The sequence below is a fragment of the Ancylobacter koreensis genome, assembly GCF_023016525.1.
Taxonomy (GTDB): Bacteria; Pseudomonadota; Alphaproteobacteria; order Rhizobiales; family Xanthobacteraceae; genus Ancylobacter; species Ancylobacter koreensis.
This window is the reverse complement of sequence record NZ_JALKCG010000007.1, coordinates 1-17,140: the sequence shown is the minus strand read 5'-3', so window position 1 is coordinate 17,140 and position 17,140 is coordinate 1. Positions and strand designations below refer to the sequence as shown.

Below are 17,140 nucleotides of genomic sequence, written 5' to 3'. Positions count from 1 at the left end.
CTCCTCGCCTGCCCGCCGGCCCTCAGTTCAGGCTCTGCGTGCCCAGCGTATAGTTGAAGGTGCGCTGGAAGGGCACAACCTTGTTGATGAACTGGTCGATCCAGACATTGAGCTCGGAGACCGAGCTGCGCGGCACATAGATGATGTCGCCCGCCGCGAGCTGCACGTCGTCGAGCGTGAAGCCGGTCTGCACGATTTCCTTCACATTGATCAGGCGTAGCATGGGCAGGTTGTCCGGCCCGCGCCGGATGATCGCCACCTGCCCGGTGCGCGCCTCGTCGGTGAAGCCGCCGGCGGTGAGGATGCTCTGCAGCGTGCCGTTGCGCATGTCGGCCAGATTGTACGGGCCCGGCTTCTCGACCATGCCGCCGATATACACCTTGGCGGAGACCGCCTCCTCCAGCGAGATGACGACCTTCTGGTCGGCCAGTTCGACCTTGGAGGCGCGGCGCACCACTTCCTGCGCGCCGGCGAGCGTCAGCCCCTCGACCTTGAGCTGACCGATGGCGCGCGGGGCGACGGTGCCGTCGGGCGCGACGACGAGTTCCTCGTCCATTTCGCGGGTGAGGAAATACTTGATCTTCAGCTTGTCGCCGGCGCCGAGCCGGTAGGGCGGCATCTGGCTGCTCCACGGACGGAAGCCGGTGGGGTTCACCTCGGTGAAGCGCAGCTCTTGACCCGTCGTGAAGGCGTCGCCGGCCGGCGCCGGACGGCCGACCGAGCCGGTGGTGTCGCGACTGGTCTGGCAGCTCGCCGCGAGAAGCCCGATCAGCAGCAGCCCGGCCGCGCGCAGCCCCCGCCCGCCGCGCGCCAGCGGCGGAAAGGGCGTGGCGACCGGACCGTCACCGCTCAGGCGTCTACGCATTACATCGGCTCCCGACTGACTTCCGGCCAGCCTGCACATCGAACACCGGCCCCGCCGTGCGACGTGGCGCGCAACAGCGGAATCGGCGCGGCGGAACGGGTCCGCGACACCTCACCTCTAAACGAACGCGGTTAATGGAAGGTTTAATGGTTAACGGATTGGCAGCGCTCGCCAATCCGGCGCTGCATCAGCCTTTCCGGCAGGTCACGCCGGTGCGCGTCGCGTTGCGGTAGAAGGGGGTGAGTTCGATGCGGTCGAGCTTGGTCCACAGCACGCTGTAGCTCGGCGGACACAGGCGCATCACCGCCGAGGTCGGGTTGCCTCGCCAGTCGTCCGGCGGGTGGATCGTCACCGCGAAGGCCCCGAGCGAGAATTGCGGCTCGTTCGCCCACCAGCGCGGCGGCAGCACCGCCCGCATATAGTCGCGAATGGCGAGGCGCCCGTCGAAGGGCGCCGGGTCGATCAACGGGTCGATCTCGGGTACCGGCAGATCGCTGATGCCCGATTGCGCGTGGAGGGGCAGCGCGGCCCCGCAGGCCAGCAACCACGCCCCGGCCAGAACCCACAGGAGGGCCGGGCCGGAAGCGGCGCGGCGGAGCCTTGCGGCGGCGCGGCGGCCATGGTTCATGCGACGTATGTCCCCTTGAGCGACTCGCCCGGTGGCACAGGTGCCGCATATGCCATGGCGCCCCGCCGCTGTCTCGCGCGACGCCGCACCCGGTTGCACAGCATGAGCAAGGCGCGCCTTCCCGAGCTGCGGCGGCTGATCGCCGTCTACGGCCCCTATGCCGGCGGCCTCGTCGCGCGCGGCGTGGAGCTGGTCGCCAAGCTGGGCCTCTACATGCTCGCCGCGCGCATCCTCGGCGCGCACGAGGCGGGGCTCTACTTCCTCTGCATGACCTGGATGGGGCTCGCCGCCACCCTCGCCCGCGCCGGCTTCGAGAAGGCCTCCGTGCGCCACATCGCCGGCGACCTCGCCATAGGCCGGCTGGCGGAGGCGCGCTCGGCCATGCTCACCGGCTTCGGCTGGACCGCGCTCGGCAGCGTGGCGGCGACACTGGCCACGCTGGCGCTGGCGGTTCCGGCCTCGCGGCACGTGTTCGACGACCCCGATCTCGTGCGGCCCCTGACGATCGGCGCGGCGTCGATTGTCCCGCAGGCCATGTGCGTCTATGTCGCCAACGTGCTGTTCGGCTACGGGCGCTCGGTCGCCGGCCAATGGGTGCAGAACGCCGCCTGGCCGTCCTTCGCGCTCGCCGCCATGCTGGCCGGGGTGCAGTCGCTCGACGGCATGCTCTACACGCTGGCCGCCGCCAACCTCGCCTCGGCGCTGATCGGCCTCGCGCTCATTCCACGCGGGCGCTCCGTGCAGCGCCGCTCGGCCGATCCCGAGACGGTCGCCGCAGCGCAGGCGCTGCCGGCGCTGTGGCGCACCGCGCTGCCGCTCGGCATCGTCGAGGTGGTGCAGGTCTCGCTCAACTCGGTGCCGCTGCTGCTGCTCGCCGTCTTCGCCTCGCCCACCGATGTCGGCGCCTTCAGCGTGGCCAGCCGGCTCTCCATGCTGATCTGGGTGGTCATCATCTCCATCGGGGCCATCTGCGCGCCGCGCTTCGCCTCGCTGCACCGCCTCGGTGACTGGGAGGGCCTGCGCGCGCAGAACCGCCGCGCCCGCCTGCTCGTGGCGCTGTGCGGCCTGCCGCCGCTGGCGGTGATGATGTTCTTCCCCGCCCCCCTGCTCGCCCTGATCGGGCCGGGGTTCGAGATCGCCGCTGCCGCGCTGGTCATCATGAGCCTCGGCCAGCTGGTGAACTGCCTGCTGCCCTGCCAGGACATCATGCTGGCGATGACCGGTCATGGCGGCATGCTGCGCTGGCTGAATGCCGCGCAGCTCGCGGTTTGCGCGCTCGCCGGCGCCGTGCTGGTGCCGCTGTTCGGCATGAACGGCGCGGCGGTGCTGAGCGCGCTGGTCATCTTGCAGGGCGCAGTGGGCACCGCCCTCGCCGTGCGCCACGTCCTGCCGCGCGCCTTCTGAGGCCGGCCTGACCTTGGGAACGCCGCGTTTACCGGGCATTAGGCCTAATCGGGCAAATTCACGTGGCGCGCCATGGCCGGGGCGCTGCCGGGCACGCGCCGCCCGTGGAGGCCAGAGGAAGCGGAATGTCGATGTCGGGCGCGCAAGCCGGCGAGTTTGACGGCCCGGCGCCGGCCGCCGGCAGCTGGGCGTCCGGCTTCACGATCCGTGATTTCCTGATCTCCGCCTTCTTCCACATCCGCGTCGTCATCCTGTTCGGGCTCATCCCGGTGGCGGTCGGCGTCGCCGCCGCGACGCTGGCCAAGACCGAATACACCGCATCGAGCCTCCTGATGGTGATCGTCAGCCGCGAGGTGACGAACCAGCAGAACATCACCGACAGCGGCCCGGCCGTGCTCTCCATCGAGGGCCTCAAGCAGGTCGAATCCGAGGTGCAGATCATCGAGAGCGCAGACGTCATCCGCACGGTGATCGAGGAGATCGGCATCGACCGGCTCTATCCGCCGGGCTTGCTCAACCGCGTGCGCGAGCTGTTGGGTAATGCGAGCCCCATGGACCGCGCCATCGCCCGCTTCCGCACCGACCTCAGGGTGAGCGTGCGCGACGGCTCGAACGTCATCGACGTCTCTTTCACCCTGGCGAATCGTGACCTCGCGGTGGAGACGGCCGATAAGCTGGTGCAGGTCTATCTGGCGCGCCGCCGCGCCATCATGCAGAACCCGACCGCCCGCTTCCTCAAGCTGGAAGTCGACCGCTTCAAGCGCGAGCTGGGCGAGGCGGATTCCGCCGTCGAGCTGCTCAAGTCCCGCGCCGGCATCATCGACTTCACCCAGGACGCCGTGCTCGCCGCCAACCAGGTCGACGCGGTGGTGCAGCGCCGCCGGCAGGTCGCCGAGCGCCGCGTCGCGGTTGCCAGCCAGATCGCCGAGGCCGATCGCCAGCTCAAGGGCCAGCCGGAGAAGGTGTTCGACTTCGACCAGAACGCCGATTCCGCCGGTGGCGACGACGACAACGCCCTGCTCAGCCGCCTGCTGGTGGAGCGCGACCGCATCGCCCTGCAATACGCGCCGAACGGCTCGATGATGCGCGAGATCAACCGCAAGATCGAAACTGTTCGCCAGCAGATCGCCACTCGCAACCAGCGCGCCTACCAGACCACGCGCGACGTGCGGAACCCGTCCATCGCCTATCTCAGCAACATGCTTCTGTCGCTGCGCATCGAGGCGGACGCGCTCGGCCAGCAGGAGAAGGAACTCGCCGACCAGCAGCAGGTCGCCGAGAAGCGCCTCGCCGAGCTGCGCATGGCCGAGACCGAGCTGGTCGAGCTGAACCGCCGTCGCGACACGCTGAACGAGAGCTACCGCGAATATCTGCGCCGGGCGACCGCCGCGCAGATCGAGGAAGCTGCCGCCAATGAGCGCCAGTCGAGCGTGCGCCTCGTGCAGGAGGCCGGCGCCGCCGTCACCAGCCGCAACCTGCGCCTGCCGCTGCTCGGCGCCGGCGTGCTCGGTGGCATATTGTTCGGCGTTGCGGCTGGCGCCGTCGCTGCGGCGCTGCGCACTTCCTTCATCATGCCGCACGAGGCCGAGCGCGGGCTTTCGCTGCCCATGCTGGGCGAATACGCCAGCCGCTCACGCGACGACGAGGGCGCCGACGAACGCGACCTCGGCGGGCTTGCCGCGCTGCTGCTCGACACCGAAGTCGACGGCGTGCCGCTGCGCCGCGTCCAGTTCCTCGCCGCCGAGCCGGATGAGGCGCTGGTGCCACTGGCGGCCGGAGTGGCGGCCGAGATCACCGCCCAGCGCGGCCTGCGCACGCTGTTCGTCGACCTCACCGCGCCGGCGGTCGACACGACCGGGGGCATCGGCGCGCGCGAGGTCGGCGGGCTCTATGTGGCACCGAGCGACGTGCCGCTGCTCTGGGTGCTGCGCGACCGCTCCCGCTCGCGCCTCCTCGACATCCGCCTGTCGGGCGCGGATGCGCGCCGGATGATGGACGAGATCGACGCCACCTTCGAGGCGGTGGTGATCTGCGCCACCGCGCGCGATGCCGACGCCGCCGGCCACCGCTTCGAGGAGCTGGTGGACGGCAACGTGCTGGTGCTGCGCGCCGAGAAGACGCGCAAGGCGCCCGCGCTCGCCCAGCGCGAGAGCGTGATCGACCATGGCGGGGTGCCGCTCGGCTTCGTCTTCATCGGCCGCCGCTACATCCTGCCCGGCTGGATCTACAGGCTCACCTGATCCGGCGCGTCCTCCGGCGCACGCCGCGCCTGCTGCCGCAATTCGCGGATGAAGGCGTCGGCCAGCGGCTGCTCGCCCTTGAGCCGCCGGGTCGCCGCGAAGTGCTGGGATTCGAAGCCGTAGCTCTCCGGCCGCAGCACACGCATCTGCCCGCGCCGCACCCAGTCCTCGCCGATATGGCGCGGCAGGTAGCCGATGAAGCGGCCGGACAGGATCATCATCACCTGCGCCTCCATCTGCACGATGGCGCCGCTCGCGCGCGGGTGGTTGACCCGGTAGAGGTCGTCGAGGTGCCGGTAGCGCCGCACGGAGAACAGCGCCTCCTCGATGCGGGCATGACCGATCTCGCCGGCCGGAAGCGCGAAGAGCGGATGGCCGCGCCCGCAATAGAGCGCCTGCGCCTCCCGGTGCAGCGGCACATAGGTGATGCCCGGCACCTTCTGCGAGAACGGACCGACCACCACGTCGCGAGCGCCGTCCATCAGCGCCCGTTCGAGGTCGAGCGGCGTGCCGAGTTCGAGGTCGACGAAGACTTCCGACGCATAGTCCATGTAGCGGGCGAGCGCGGTCTGCAGCCCGAGCTGCGGGCTCGTCACCACGCCGTCGACGATGCCGACGCGCAGCCGCCCGACAAGCTGGCGCCGGTCCCGCCCGACGCGACCGTGGAACGCCTCGATATCCTCGAACAGACGCTTGGCGGCGGCGAGCGTCGACTCCCCGAAGGGCGTCAGGCGGAACCCCGCCCGCCCGCGCTCGCAGAGCTGGCCGCCGAGCTTGCGTTCCAGCGCGGCGAGATGGGTGGAAAGCGTCGACTGCGACAGGTTGAGCGCAATCTGCGCATCCTGGAAGCCACCCTCTTCGGCCAGCACCACGAAGACGCGCAGCAGGCGCAGGTCGATATTGTCGAGGCGGCGCATGCGCAAGTCCGTGAGGGCAATCGCGACGGGCGGCTTTCATATCGAAGATTGCCGATGCAATCTTCCACTAAATCCGCTTTTCGTTGAAGTGAGTTTGCAGGACCATGCACATGCCCGCCAAGGAGTCGCCCGTGCCGTCGCTCGTGCCGCGCCGTCCGTCCTCACCCCTCCCGCCCGTCCGGCCGCTGCGGGGAGCACTGCCGTGGTAGCGCCGCACAAGGGACTGCGCGTCGTCGTCACCGGTGCGGGGAGTGGCATCGGCCATGCGAGCGCGGATGCGCTGAGCGCTGCCGGCGCCAAGGTCATCGGCTTCGACCTTCACCCGCCCGAGGCGACCACGACCTGGCCGACCATCCTCACCAACGTGACCGACGCCGCTGCCGTCGCCGCCGGCATGGAAGCCGCCGTGCGCGATCTCGGCGGGCTCGACGTGGTGGTGAACTGCGCCGGCATCTGCATCGAGACGCCGCTCGCCAGCTTCGATATCGAGGCCTATGAGCGCATGGCGGCGGTGAACATACGCGGGCCGATCCTGATGGCGCGCGAGGCGCTGCGCCATTTCAGCGGTGACGCTCCCATACGCGGGCGCATCATCAACATCGCCTCGGAGCTCGCCTATCTCGGGCGCGCCGGCTTCTCCGGCTATGCCGGCACCAAGGGCGCCGTGCTGACGCTGACCCGTTCCTGGGCGCGCGAGCTGGCCCCGCATGTGCTTGTCAACGCCATCGCGCCGGGACCGGTCGACACGCCGCTGCTCGATTTCGCCAATCTGAGCGAGGAGCTCCAGCGGCTGGAGACCGGCAACCCGTTCGGCCGCGTCGGACGGCCAGAGGAGATCGCGCAGGCGGTGCTGTTCCTCGCGAGCCGCGCCACCGGATTCATCACCGGCCAGTGCATCAGCGTCGACGGCGGCGCGGCGATGCACTGAGCGGACAGCAAGGACAGGGGAACCGAATGGTCGACAGCGTGCGTCTCGACGAACTGAGCTGGCCGGAATTCGCGGCGAAGATCGCCGCCGGCGCGCCCGTGCTGCTGCCGCTCGGCTCCACCGAGCAGCATGGGCCGCATTTGCCGCTCAACGTCGACGTGGTGCTGCCCACCGGCGTCTGCGAGCGCGTGGCGCGGGAAGTGGGCGGCCTCGTCGCCCCGACAGTCAATTACGGCTGCAAGTCGATGCCGCGCTCGGGCGGCGGCGAGGTCTTCCCCGGCACGCTGAGCCTCGACGCCCACACTTTCTCGCTCGTGGTGCGCGACGTGATCCGCAACCTCGTGCGCCAGGGCGTGCGCCGGCTTGTGGTGGTGAACGGCCATTACGAGAATTGCTGGCCCTCGGTCGAAGGGCTCGACCTCGCCCTGCGCGAAATCCGGCGCGAGGGCATTACCGACCTCGTGGTGATGCGGCTGGAATACTGGGACTTCGCCCAGCGCGCGACGCTCGACCGTCTGTTCCCGGAGGGCTTTCCGGGCATCGACCTCGAACATGCGAGCCTGCTGGAAACCTCGCTGATGCTGGTCCTGCGGCCGGAGCTGGTGGAAATGGACAAGGCTCCCACCGACGGGCCGGCCAAATTCCCGCCCTATGACCGTTTCCCGGTGCCGGACGATTTCGGCCTGCCGCCGTCCGGCGTGCTGGCGGTCGCCACCGGCTCCACCGCCGAGAAGGGCGAATGGCTGATGGAGGACTATGTGACCCGCATCTCCGCCGCCATGCGCAGGGAATTCGGGATGTAAGTGCGCTTGGCTGCGCATCGTTTTCAACTCGGGCGCGCGTGCCCGCCAAGGCTGAGACATGACCAAGACGTTCGAGCCGCTCGATTCCGGCAGCATCCCGCGCTATGCGGGCCTTCCCACTTTCATGCGGCTGCCGGTGGCCGAACCCTCGCAGGTGGACATCGCCCTGCTCGGCCTGCCCTTCGATCTCGGCGTCACCAACCGGGCCGGCACCCGTCACGGGCCGCGCGAACTGCGCAACCAGTCCAGCCTGATGAGGCGCGTACATCACGTCACGGGCCTCTCGCCCTATGACCGCGCCCGCGTGGCCGATTGCGGCGACGTGCTCACCGACCCGTTCGACCTGATGCGCTCGCTCGACCTGATCACCGCCCACTATGCCGGGGTGAAGGCGGCCGGCGCGCTGCCGCTGACCGCGGGCGGCGATCACCTGATCAGCCTGCCGATCCTGCGCGGCCTCGTCCAAGGGAGCCTTGCGACAGACGGGCCGGTCGGCCTCATCCAGTTCGATGCCCATTCCGACACCTATGACAGCTTCTTCAACGGCGCGCGCTACACGCATGGCACCCCGTTCCGCCGCGCCATCGAGGAAGGGCTGATCGACCCGAAGCGCTTCATCCAGATCGGCCTGCGCGGCGCGATCTCGGACGCCGGCAATTACGACTACGCCCGCGAGATGGGCGTGCGCATCGTCTTCATCGAGGAACTGGTGGCCCGCGGCGTCGACGACGTGATGGCCGAGGCGCGCGAGATCGTCGGCGACAGGCCGACCTACGTCACCTTCGACATCGACGGCATCGACCCCTCGCAGGCGCCGGGCACCGGCACGCCGGAAATCGGCGGCTTCTCCACCCGCGAGGCGCAAGCCATGGTGCGGCTGCTGGACGGGCTGAACCTCATCGGCGCCGATCTCGTGGAGGTCGCCCCGCCCTTCGACCCTTCCGGCCTCACCGCGCTGACTGGTGCGACCATCCTGTTCGAGCTTCTGTGCGTCCTCGCCGGCGCGGTCGAACGCCGCGCGCGCTGACGCCCCGCCGGCGGGGTTCCGATTACCGTCACGACTGCCACTTGAACGTCGTTCAAACCGGCCAATTTCTTTGGCGTGGGTGCAAATCCGCATCGCCCTCGCGGGCGGAATGGGTATCCTTGCGCCGTCACCATCAGAGGACCGACCATGAGCGACTTCAAGACCCTCAACAACGTCCCTTCGAACGCGAAGAAGGTCGCCATCGAACTGCTCAACGCCAATCTCGCCGCCGGCATCGACCTCGCCTTGGCCACCAAGCAGGCGCACTGGAATCTCAAGGGCCCGCAGTTCATCGCGGTGCACGAGATGCTCGACGGCTTCCGCACCGAGCTCGACGACCACAACGACACCATGGCCGAGCGTGTCGTCCAGCTCGGCGGCACGGCGCTCGGCACCACGCAGGTCGTGGCCGAGGCGACCCCGCTCAAGCCCTACCCTCTCGAGATCCACGCCGTGCACGATCACCTCAAGGAGCTGATCGCGCGCTTCGGCACCGTGGCCAACAGCATCCGCAAGGCGATCGACGAATCCGACAGCGCGGGCGACCCCACCACGGCGGATATCTTCACCGCCGCCTCGCGCTCGCTCGACAAGGCGCTGTGGTTCCTCGAAGCCCATCTGCAGGAAAAGAACTGAGCCCGAGCGGGGCTCAACTGACGCTGCGTCATTGGAGAGGCGGCCGCCCGGACGTGGCCGCCTTTACCGTTTTCTTTATCTCGTTTAGGGACGTACCTCAGAAATCCTTGTGCGATATCCGTGTTTTGTGGCACTTCCCCTATCGCACCGCAGCAAGGCGTGACGGGTTTGTGGCATAGTTCGGTGTCGCAGAATCGAACCCGACCCGACGGCGCCGTGGGTTCGACGACCGATCGCAAGGACGAGGCGAATGGCTAGCAAGGACGGGAAAGCAGGCGTGGAGGAGACTTCGGGCGCCCAGCGTTCGGCCTACGCATCCGTTTCCACCTTCATCGATTCCTCCGGTACCGAGGTTCCGGTCACCCATCTGGAGATCGCCCGGCTGATCGAGCGGGCGCATCGCCGGTTCCTCGATCTCCTGCGCGTCGAGCTGACCCGGCTCGGCACCGACGACATCAGCCCCTCGCAGGTGATGCTGCTGTTCACCATCGGCCAGGACGAGCTTTCCGTGCGCGACCTGCTGGAGCGCGGCCACTATCTCGGCTCCAACGCCTCCTACAACCTCAAGCAGCTCGTGGACGCGGATTACGTCCACCGTTCGGCCTCGCAGCGTGACCGGCGCTCGGCCCGCCTCAAGCTGACCGCCAAGGCGCAGAGCCTGTGCGAGGCCATCCGCGGCATGCACGACAACCATCAGAGCGGACGCGACGAGCAGGAAGCCTATGAGCTTGGCATCGCCTTCAGCGTGCTGCGCCGGCTCGAAATGCTCTGGACCGGCTCGCTGCGCTGAGCCGAGCCTCTCCCGGAAACAAAGGGGCGGCCAATGGCCGCCCTTTGCTTTTGACGGGTACCGGCGCCGCCCTCAGGTGATGACGGTGGGCGCGCTGCGGCCGGTGCGGCCCTCGATATCCGGCAGGGTTCGGGCGATCTCCACGAGGTCCGCCAGGGCGTCCTGCGTGTCGAGGTCGTGGCGGCTCGCATCCGGCTCGAAGCGTTCGAGATAGACGCGCAGCGTCGCCCCCGCCGTGCCGGTGCCGGACAGGCGGTAGACGATGCGCGAGCCGTCGGTGAAGAAGACGCGGATGCCCTGCTTGGTCGTCACCGAGCCGTCGACCGGGTCGTGATAGGCGAAGTCGTCCGCTTTCTCGACGGTGAGGCCGTTGATCACGGTGCCCGGCAGCGTGTCGAGCCGGGCGCGCAGATCGGCCACCAGCGCATCGGCGGCGGCGGCGTCGACCTCCTCATAGTCGTGGCGGGTGTAGTAGTTGCGCCCATAGGCCGCCCAGTGCTCGCCGACAATCTCGGCGACACCCTGCCGACGCGCGGCGATGATGTTCAGCCACATCAGCACCGCCCACAGACCGTCCTTCTCGCGCACATGGCTGGAGCCGGTGCCGAAGCTCTCCTCGCCGCAGACGGTGGCGAGGCCGGCGTCGAGCAGGTTGCCGAAGAACTTCCACCCCGTCGGCGTCTCGTAGCACTTCACGCCCAGCTTTTCGGCCACCCGGTCGGCGGCGCCGCTGGTCGGCATGGAGCGGGCGATGCCGGCGATGCCGCTCCTGTAGCCGGGCGCCAGATGCGCGTTGGCGGCGATGATGGCGAGCGAATCCGAAGGCGTCACGAAGCGCCCGCGCCCGACCACCATGTTGCGGTCGCCGTCGCCGTCGGAGGCCGCGCCGAATTCCGGCCCGTCCGGTGCCATCACGCGCTCATACAGGTCATGGGCGTGGACGAGGTTCGGGTCGGGATGGTGGCCGCCGAAATCGGGCAGCGGCTCGCCATGCACCACCGTGCCCGGCGCGGCGCCGAGCGTCTCCTCCAGTATGGCGGTGGCGTAGGGACCGGTCACCGCGCTCATCGCGTCGAAGCGCATGGTGAAGCCGGAGCCGAACAGGTCGCGGATCGCGTCGAAGTCGAACAGCGTCCCCATAAGCTCGGCATAGTCCTCCACGGGATCGACGACATCGACCACCATGTCCTCGACGCGGGTGATGCCGAGCGTATCGAGATCGACGTCCGGCGCGTCGGAGATGCGGTACTGGGTAATCTCCTTCGAGCGCGCGAAGATGGCGTCGGTGACGGGCTCGGGGGCCGGGCCGCCATTGCCGATATTGTACTTGATGCCGAAATCACCGTGCTCGCCGCCGGGATTGTGGCTGGCCGAGAGGATGATGCCGCCGAAGGCGCCGTGCTTGCGGATCACCGCCGAGGCGGCGGGCGTCGAGAGGATGCCGCCCCGCCCCACCAGCACCCGGCCGAAGCCGGCGGCGGCGGCGATGCGGATCACGGTCTGGATCGCCTCGCGATTGTAGTAGCGACCGTCGCCGCCGACGACGAGCGTCTCGCCCTCGAACTCGCTCAGGCTGTCGAACACCGACTGCACGAAGTTCTCGACATAATGCGGCTGCTGGAAGACCGGCACCTTCTTGCGCAGGCCGGAGGTTCCCGGCTTCTGGCCATCAAAGGGCGTGGTGGCGACGGTGCGGATCATGGGGTCCTCGGTTCGATCGTGTCGTCATCCCGGACGGCCGCATGCCGATCCGGGATCGCGGGCAGGATAGAGAGCGATCCCGGACCGCCGGTCTCGGCGGCGTCCGGGATGAGGCCAGACTATTTCGCAACCAGATGCGCGAGCAGCCCGGCCGCCGAGCTCGACAGGCTTTCGGGCGCGACACCGCTCTCCACCGCCGGCAGCAGCGTGTTGGCAAGCTCCTTCCCGAGCTCCACGCCCCACTGGTCGAAACTGTTGATGTTCCAGATCGCCCCCTCCACGAACACGCGGTGCTCGTAGAGGGCGATGAGGCGGCCGAGCGTATAGGGATCGAGCTTGTCATAGGCGATGGTGACGGAGGGACGGCTGCCCGTGAAGACGCGGTGCGGGGCGATCCGTTCCGCCGTCGCTTCGTCGCGCCCGGCGGCGAGAAGCTGCGCCTTTGCCTCCTCCAGCGTGCGCCCGCGCATCAGCGCCTCGGACTGGGCGAGGCAATTGGCGATCAGCATGGCGTGCTGGCGCTTCAGCCCCGGCTCCTCCTCCTCGGAATGGCCGTGGGCGGCGATGAGGAACTCGACCGGAATGGGGCTGGTGCCCTGGTGGATGAGCTGGAAGAAGGCGTGCTGGCCGTTGGTGCCCGGCTCGCCCCACACAACCGGGCCGGTATCGCGGGCGACGAGTTGGCCGTCCAGCGTCACATGCTTGCCGTTGCTCTCCATGTCGAGCTGCTGGAGATAGGCCGGCAGACGGGCGAGGTGCTGGTCGTAGGGGATCACCGCGCGGGTGGCGTAGCCCGACACGTCGCGGTGCCAGATGCCGATCAGGCCGAGTAGCACCGGCAGGTTCTTCTCCAGCGGGGCGGTGCTGAAATGCGCGTCCAGCGCGTGGCCGCCGGCGAGGAAGCGGCGGAAATTGGCCTCGCCCACCGCGATCATCACCGGCAGGCCGATGGCCGACCACACGGAATAACGCCCGCCGACCCAGTCCCAGAAGCCGAACACCCGGTCCGGCGCGATGCCGAAGGCGGCGACCTTCTCCAGCGCCGTGGAAACGGCGGCGAAGTGGTTGGCCACCGCCGCCTCGCCCAGCGCCTCGACGATCCAGTGCCGGGCGCTGGCGGCGTTCGCCATCGTCTCCTGCGTGGTGAAGGTCTTGGAGGCGACGATGATGAGCGTCGAGGCCGGATCGAGCTCCTTCAGCGTGTCGTAGAGATGGGCGCCGTCGACATTGGAGACGTAATGCGCGCGCGGGCCGTCATGGTAGGGCGAGAGCGCGATGGTCGCCATGACCGGGCCGAGATCGGAGCCGCCGATGCCGATATTCACCACATCGGTGATCGGCTTGCCGGTCCAGCCCTTAAGCGCGCCGGAGCGGATGCCCTCGGCGAAGGCGCTCATGGCGTCGAGCACGGCGGCGACATCGGCCCGCACGTCCTGCCCGTCGACCACCAGCGGCGTCGTGCCGGGGTCGCGCAGCGCGGTGTGCAGCACGGCGCGGTCCTCGGTGACGTTGATGTGCACGCCCTCGAACATCGCGGCGCGCTTTTCCTCGACGCCGGCGGCCTTCGCCAGATCGACCAGCAGGCCGAGCGTCGCTTCGGTGAGCGAGCACTTGGAAAAATCGAGCAGCAGATCCTCGAAGGAGGCGGAGAAGGCGGCGAAGCGGCCGGGGTCGGCGGCGAACAGGTCCGCCACCTTTTCCTGCGCGCGCGCGGCGCGGTCGGCGGCCAGTGCCTTGAAGACGTCTTCAATCGCGGCGCTCATCGGTTCCTCCAGACGCTCTCGCCGGCCGTGCGCTACTCGCTGCGGCCCATGCTGTTCTTCACCGCCTCGATAAGCTGCTTGAGGGTGAACGGCTTCGGCAGGAAGCCGAAATCCGCGCCCTCCGGCAGGTTCTTGGCGAAGGCTTCCTCGGCATAACCCGACATGAATATCACCTTGATGTCGGGATGCGTGCCGCGCAACTCCTTCAGCAGCGTCGGCCCGTCCATCTCCGGCATCACCACGTCGGAGAGGATGAGATCGACCTCGCCGCCATGGGCGTCCATCACTTCCAGCGCCTCGACGCCCGAACCGGCCTCCAGCACCTGGTAGCCGCGCGAGACGAGCGCGCGGGCGGCGAAGGCGCGCACCGCCTCCTCGTCCTCCACCAGCAGCAGCGTGCCGCGTCCGGTCAGGTCCGCCGACTTTGCCGGCACTTCCGGCTCGGCCGCGCGGGGCGCCAGTTCCGCCGCGTCGGGAACATGGCGCGGCAGGAAGACGCGGAAGATCGAGCCAGCGCCCAGCTCGCTCTCCACCTGCAGCGTGCCCCCGGTCTGCTTGACGATGCCGTAGACGGTAGAGAGACCGAGGCCGGTGCCCTTGCCCACTTCCTTGGTGGAGAAGAAGGGCTCGAAGATCTTGTCGAGAATGGCCGGGGGAATGCCCGTGCCGGTGTCAGCGACCTCGACCAGCACGTGGTCCGCCGCCGGCAGCCCGGCCTCGGCGTACTGCGCCGCCTGCGCGGCGGTGACGTTGGCGGTGCGGATGGTGAGGTTGCCGCCGTCCGGCATGGCGTCGCGCGCGTTCACCGCCAGATTGACGATGACCTGCTCGAACTGGTTGAGGTCCGCCTTCACAGGCCAGAGGTCGCGCTCCTCTTTGACCTCCAGCTTCACCCGCTCGCCGAGCAGGCGGCGCAGCAGCATGGTGAGGTCGCTCATCACGTCGCCGAGCCGCAGAACCTGCGGGCGCAGCGTCTGCCGGCGCGAGAAGGCGAGCAACTGGCGCACGAGCCCGGCGGCGCGGTTGGCGTTCTGCTTGATCTGCATCACGTCCTGGAAGGACGGATCGGTCGGGCGCGAATTGGCCAGCAGCAGGTCGGAATAGCCGATGATGGCGGTCAGCACATTATTGAAGTCGTGCGCCACGCCGCCGGCGAGCTGGCCGACCGCCTGCATCTTCTGCGACTGGGCGAACTGCGCCTCCAGCGCACGCTGCTCGGTGGTTTCGATGACATAGACGATAGCGGCCTCGCGGCCGGCGCCGCCCTCCTCCACCGAAGCGAGATAGAAGCGCGCCGAGCGTCCGCCCTCGCGGTCGAGGCCGATATCGACCGGTGCGGACGGCGCCTGCCCCGACACAGCGGCGGCCACCGCCGCCTGCAGCGGCTCGCGGGCGGCCTCCGTCACCACGTCGATCAGGCGCCGGCGCTCGCCCTCACGGCCGCCGAACAGGCGGGCGAACATGGCGTTGGCGCGCACGATGCGGCCCTGCCCGTCGAGCTCGGCGATGGCGATGGGCGAATTGTGGAAGAAGCGGGCGAAGCGCACCTCGGCCGCGCGGGCCGGATCGGCGGCATTATCCTCGCGCGAGCGGTTGACGACGAGGGTGCGCGAGGCGCCGGGCGTGCCGTCCGAGGCATAGGCGACGCGGTGCCAGATGCGCACCGGCAGGGTCTGGCCGTTCTTTCGGCGCAGGTCGAGGTCCAGCACCTCGGTGCGCACACCGCCGGGCAACGGCGCCATGCCGGTCAGCAGCGCCGCCGCCGGCCCGGGCACGATGTCGACGACGGAGAGCCCGCCGGGACCGAACTCGGCAAGATCGTAGCCGAGCCAGTCGACCAGCGTCGCGTTGATGTAGTGGATGGCCCCGCCCGCCGCCGAGAAGAAGCCGGCCGGGGCGTGGTCGAGATAGTCGATGGCGTGCTGCAGTTCGAGGAAGGCGGTCTCCTGCCGCTCGCGCTCGCGGGTGAGGTCGCTCACCGTCCACACAGCGGCCTTGGCGCTCTTGCCCGCCCCGGCGGCGGGGCGCGCGCCGAGCTTGAGCCAGCGCACCGGCTGGCCGGGACCGGCGATGCGCACCTCTTCCGTCAGCGCCTTGCCCTCGCGCACGCCTTGCGCGAGACGATAGACCGCCTCGGAAGCGTCGGGATCGCTGGTGAACAGGCGCTCGACGGGGCGCGCCTCCTGCGGCGCAGCGGCGCCGGTGATCTCGTAATAGCGCGGATTGGCGTAGAGCACCCGGCCGAGCGTGTCGACGATGCTCACCCCGTCCGGCGCGCTGTCGACGATGCGCCGGGCGAGTTCGTCGCGCATGTCCGGCAGGCCGAAGCGCAGCAGGCCTGTCGCATAGGCGAACAGCGCGAAGACGCCGACCACCGCGAGCACGGTGAGCAGGCCGATGATCCAGGGGTCGGCGCGGTCGCGCCCGAGCAGCAGCAGCGAGACGACGGCCCCGACGAGCGCGAGGGCGACCAGCAGCACGAGGCGGATGCTGCCGCCGATCTCGGGCCGGTCGAGCGTGGGATCGTCGGGTCCGCGGTCCGCCATGTCCTAGCCAGCATCCCCGCGCAGCCGAAGCGGCGCCGGGGCGATTCAACACATCTTCTTGGTGCCCGACGCGGCCCCGGTGAGCAAGCGCCGATTGGGCTTATCCGCGTCGCCGCAAGGGCGTGCGGGCCCGCGCGCGAGGCCGGCACGCCGGGTTTTCCCCCGCGAAGGGGCGCGGGGCTTGCCGGAAGCGGGCTTCCGCGACACAAAGGACGCGTGTGTACCGGGCGGGCCGGCGGACCGAGCGCCCGCCGCCCGCATTTGGCGGAGATGTGCCCATGTTGGATCTGATGTCGGGACTGGGTCCCGTCGGGCTGGCCCTTGCGGCGCTCGCCGCGCTGGCGCTGGTGGCCATCATCGTCGTGCTGCTCGGCCGGCGCGGGCGTGGTCACGGTTCGCACGGGCTGGTCGCCGGCCACCGGCTGGCGGTGGTCGACCAGGTGCCGATCGACGAGACCCGCCGGCTGGTGCTGATCCAGCGCGACGAGGTGCAGCATCTGGTCATTCTCGGTGGCGGCAGCGATCTGCTCGTCGAGAGCGGCATTCCGACCGCCCGGCTGCGCGAGCCGGCGGCGGAGGCGCACCGCCCGGCACGCGAGTCCGCCCCCCTCGCCCGCGAGCCGCGTCCCGTGGCGTCGCAGCCCATGCCGCCCGCGCCGGAGCCCGCTCCCCTTGCCGCTCCGCCGGAGCCGCGCGCGCCGCGTGTGGCCCCTGTCGCGCCTGCGCCGATCCCTGCCCCCATTCCCGCTCCCCTGCCGCCGCGCGAGATGACGGTCGATCCGGAGCTCGCCGCCGCGCTGTCGCGCCGCCCGCCGCTGCCGGTCGCGCCGGAGCCGGAGGAGCCGCCGCGCCGCGCCGCGCCCTGGAAGGCCTCGAACAGATGGGCGCGGGC

Annotated in this window: 14 protein-coding genes; 8 read left to right on the top strand and 6 right to left on the bottom strand. The window is 69.6% G+C overall.

Annotation, left to right across the window (positions count from 1 at the left end):
* Positions 1 to 22: 22 nt before the first annotated feature.
* Positions 23 to 865 (bottom strand): polysaccharide biosynthesis/export family protein, encoded by an 843-nt coding sequence (locus MWN33_RS15245; RefSeq protein ID WP_247201903.1) that lies wholly within the window; start codon positions 863 to 865, stop codon positions 23 to 25.
* Between the two features lie 187 nt (positions 866 to 1,052).
* A complete protein-coding gene (locus MWN33_RS15240) occupies positions 1,053 to 1,493 on the bottom strand; it encodes a hypothetical protein (protein ID WP_247201902.1) in 441 nt (146 codons plus the stop codon).
* 102 nt (positions 1,494 to 1,595) lie between these two features.
* On the opposite strand from MWN33_RS15240, the gene MWN33_RS15235 reads away from it, so the two are divergent.
* Both MWN33_RS15235 and MWN33_RS15230 read left to right on the top strand, forming a co-directional pair.
* Positions 1,596 to 2,897, top strand: coding sequence for a lipopolysaccharide biosynthesis protein (locus MWN33_RS15235; RefSeq protein WP_247201901.1), 1,302 nt, complete (start codon positions 1,596 to 1,598; stop codon positions 2,895 to 2,897).
* Positions 2,898 to 3,022: 125 nt separating this feature from the next.
* Positions 3,023 to 5,137 carry a GumC family protein gene (locus MWN33_RS15230; protein ID WP_247201900.1) on the top strand — a complete coding sequence of 705 codons (2,115 nt, stop codon included), beginning with the start codon at positions 3,023 to 3,025 and terminating at the stop codon, positions 5,135 to 5,137.
* Here the strand turns inward: MWN33_RS15230 and MWN33_RS15225 are convergent.
* On the bottom strand, positions 5,122 to 6,054 hold the full coding sequence (locus MWN33_RS15225) for a LysR family transcriptional regulator (RefSeq protein WP_247201899.1): 933 nt from the start codon (positions 6,052 to 6,054) through the stop codon (positions 5,122 to 5,124). The two genes, MWN33_RS15230 and MWN33_RS15225, sit on opposite strands and share 16 nt — an antisense overlap.
* 202 nt (positions 6,055 to 6,256) lie before the next feature.
* On the opposite strand from MWN33_RS15225, the gene MWN33_RS15220 reads away from it, so the two are divergent.
* The 5 genes from MWN33_RS15220 (at position 6,257) to MWN33_RS15200 (ending at position 10,238) form a co-directional block, all read left to right on the top strand.
* Positions 6,257 to 6,982 (top strand): SDR family NAD(P)-dependent oxidoreductase, encoded by a 726-nt coding sequence (locus MWN33_RS15220; RefSeq protein WP_247201898.1) that lies wholly within the window; start codon positions 6,257 to 6,259, stop codon positions 6,980 to 6,982.
* Between the two features lie 26 nt (positions 6,983 to 7,008).
* The gene (locus MWN33_RS15215) at positions 7,009 to 7,785 is read left to right on the top strand and encodes a creatininase (RefSeq protein ID WP_247201897.1); all 777 of its coding nucleotides are present in this window, start codon (positions 7,009 to 7,011) and stop codon (positions 7,783 to 7,785) included.
* A gap of 58 nt (positions 7,786 to 7,843) precedes the next feature.
* Positions 7,844 to 8,812, top strand: coding sequence for an agmatinase (gene speB / locus MWN33_RS15210; RefSeq protein ID WP_247201896.1), 969 nt, complete (start codon positions 7,844 to 7,846; stop codon positions 8,810 to 8,812).
* Positions 8,813 to 8,959: 147 nt separating this feature from the next.
* Positions 8,960 to 9,448 carry a DNA starvation/stationary phase protection protein Dps gene (gene dps / locus MWN33_RS15205; RefSeq protein WP_247201895.1) on the top strand — a complete coding sequence of 163 codons (489 nt, stop codon included), beginning with the start codon at positions 8,960 to 8,962 and terminating at the stop codon, positions 9,446 to 9,448.
* Between the two features lie 277 nt (positions 9,449 to 9,725).
* Positions 9,726 to 10,238 carry a MarR family winged helix-turn-helix transcriptional regulator gene (locus MWN33_RS15200; protein WP_247201894.1) on the top strand — a complete coding sequence of 171 codons (513 nt, stop codon included), beginning with the start codon at positions 9,726 to 9,728 and terminating at the stop codon, positions 10,236 to 10,238.
* A gap of 72 nt (positions 10,239 to 10,310) precedes the next feature.
* On the opposite strand, the gene MWN33_RS15195 is transcribed toward MWN33_RS15200, so the two are convergent.
* From MWN33_RS15195 to cckA, 3 genes are all read right to left on the bottom strand, one after another.
* Positions 10,311 to 11,939, bottom strand: coding sequence for an alpha-D-glucose phosphate-specific phosphoglucomutase (locus MWN33_RS15195; protein WP_247201893.1), 1,629 nt, complete (start codon positions 11,937 to 11,939; stop codon positions 10,311 to 10,313).
* 119 nt (positions 11,940 to 12,058) lie between these two features.
* Positions 12,059 to 13,702 carry a glucose-6-phosphate isomerase gene (gene pgi / locus MWN33_RS15190; RefSeq protein WP_247201892.1) on the bottom strand — a complete coding sequence of 548 codons (1,644 nt, stop codon included), beginning with the start codon at positions 13,700 to 13,702 and terminating at the stop codon, positions 12,059 to 12,061.
* A 32-nt stretch (positions 13,703 to 13,734) separates the two neighbouring features.
* Complete coding sequence (gene cckA / locus MWN33_RS15185) at positions 13,735 to 16,248, bottom strand: cell cycle histidine kinase CckA (protein ID WP_247201891.1); 2,514 nt, start codon at positions 16,246 to 16,248, stop codon at positions 13,735 to 13,737.
* Positions 16,249 to 16,526: 278 nt separating this feature from the next.
* On the opposite strand from cckA, the gene MWN33_RS15180 reads away from it, so the two are divergent.
* Positions 16,527 to 17,140, top strand: a 614-nt coding sequence (locus MWN33_RS15180) for a flagellar biosynthetic protein FliO (protein WP_247201890.1), incomplete at its 3' end; no start/stop codon positions are given.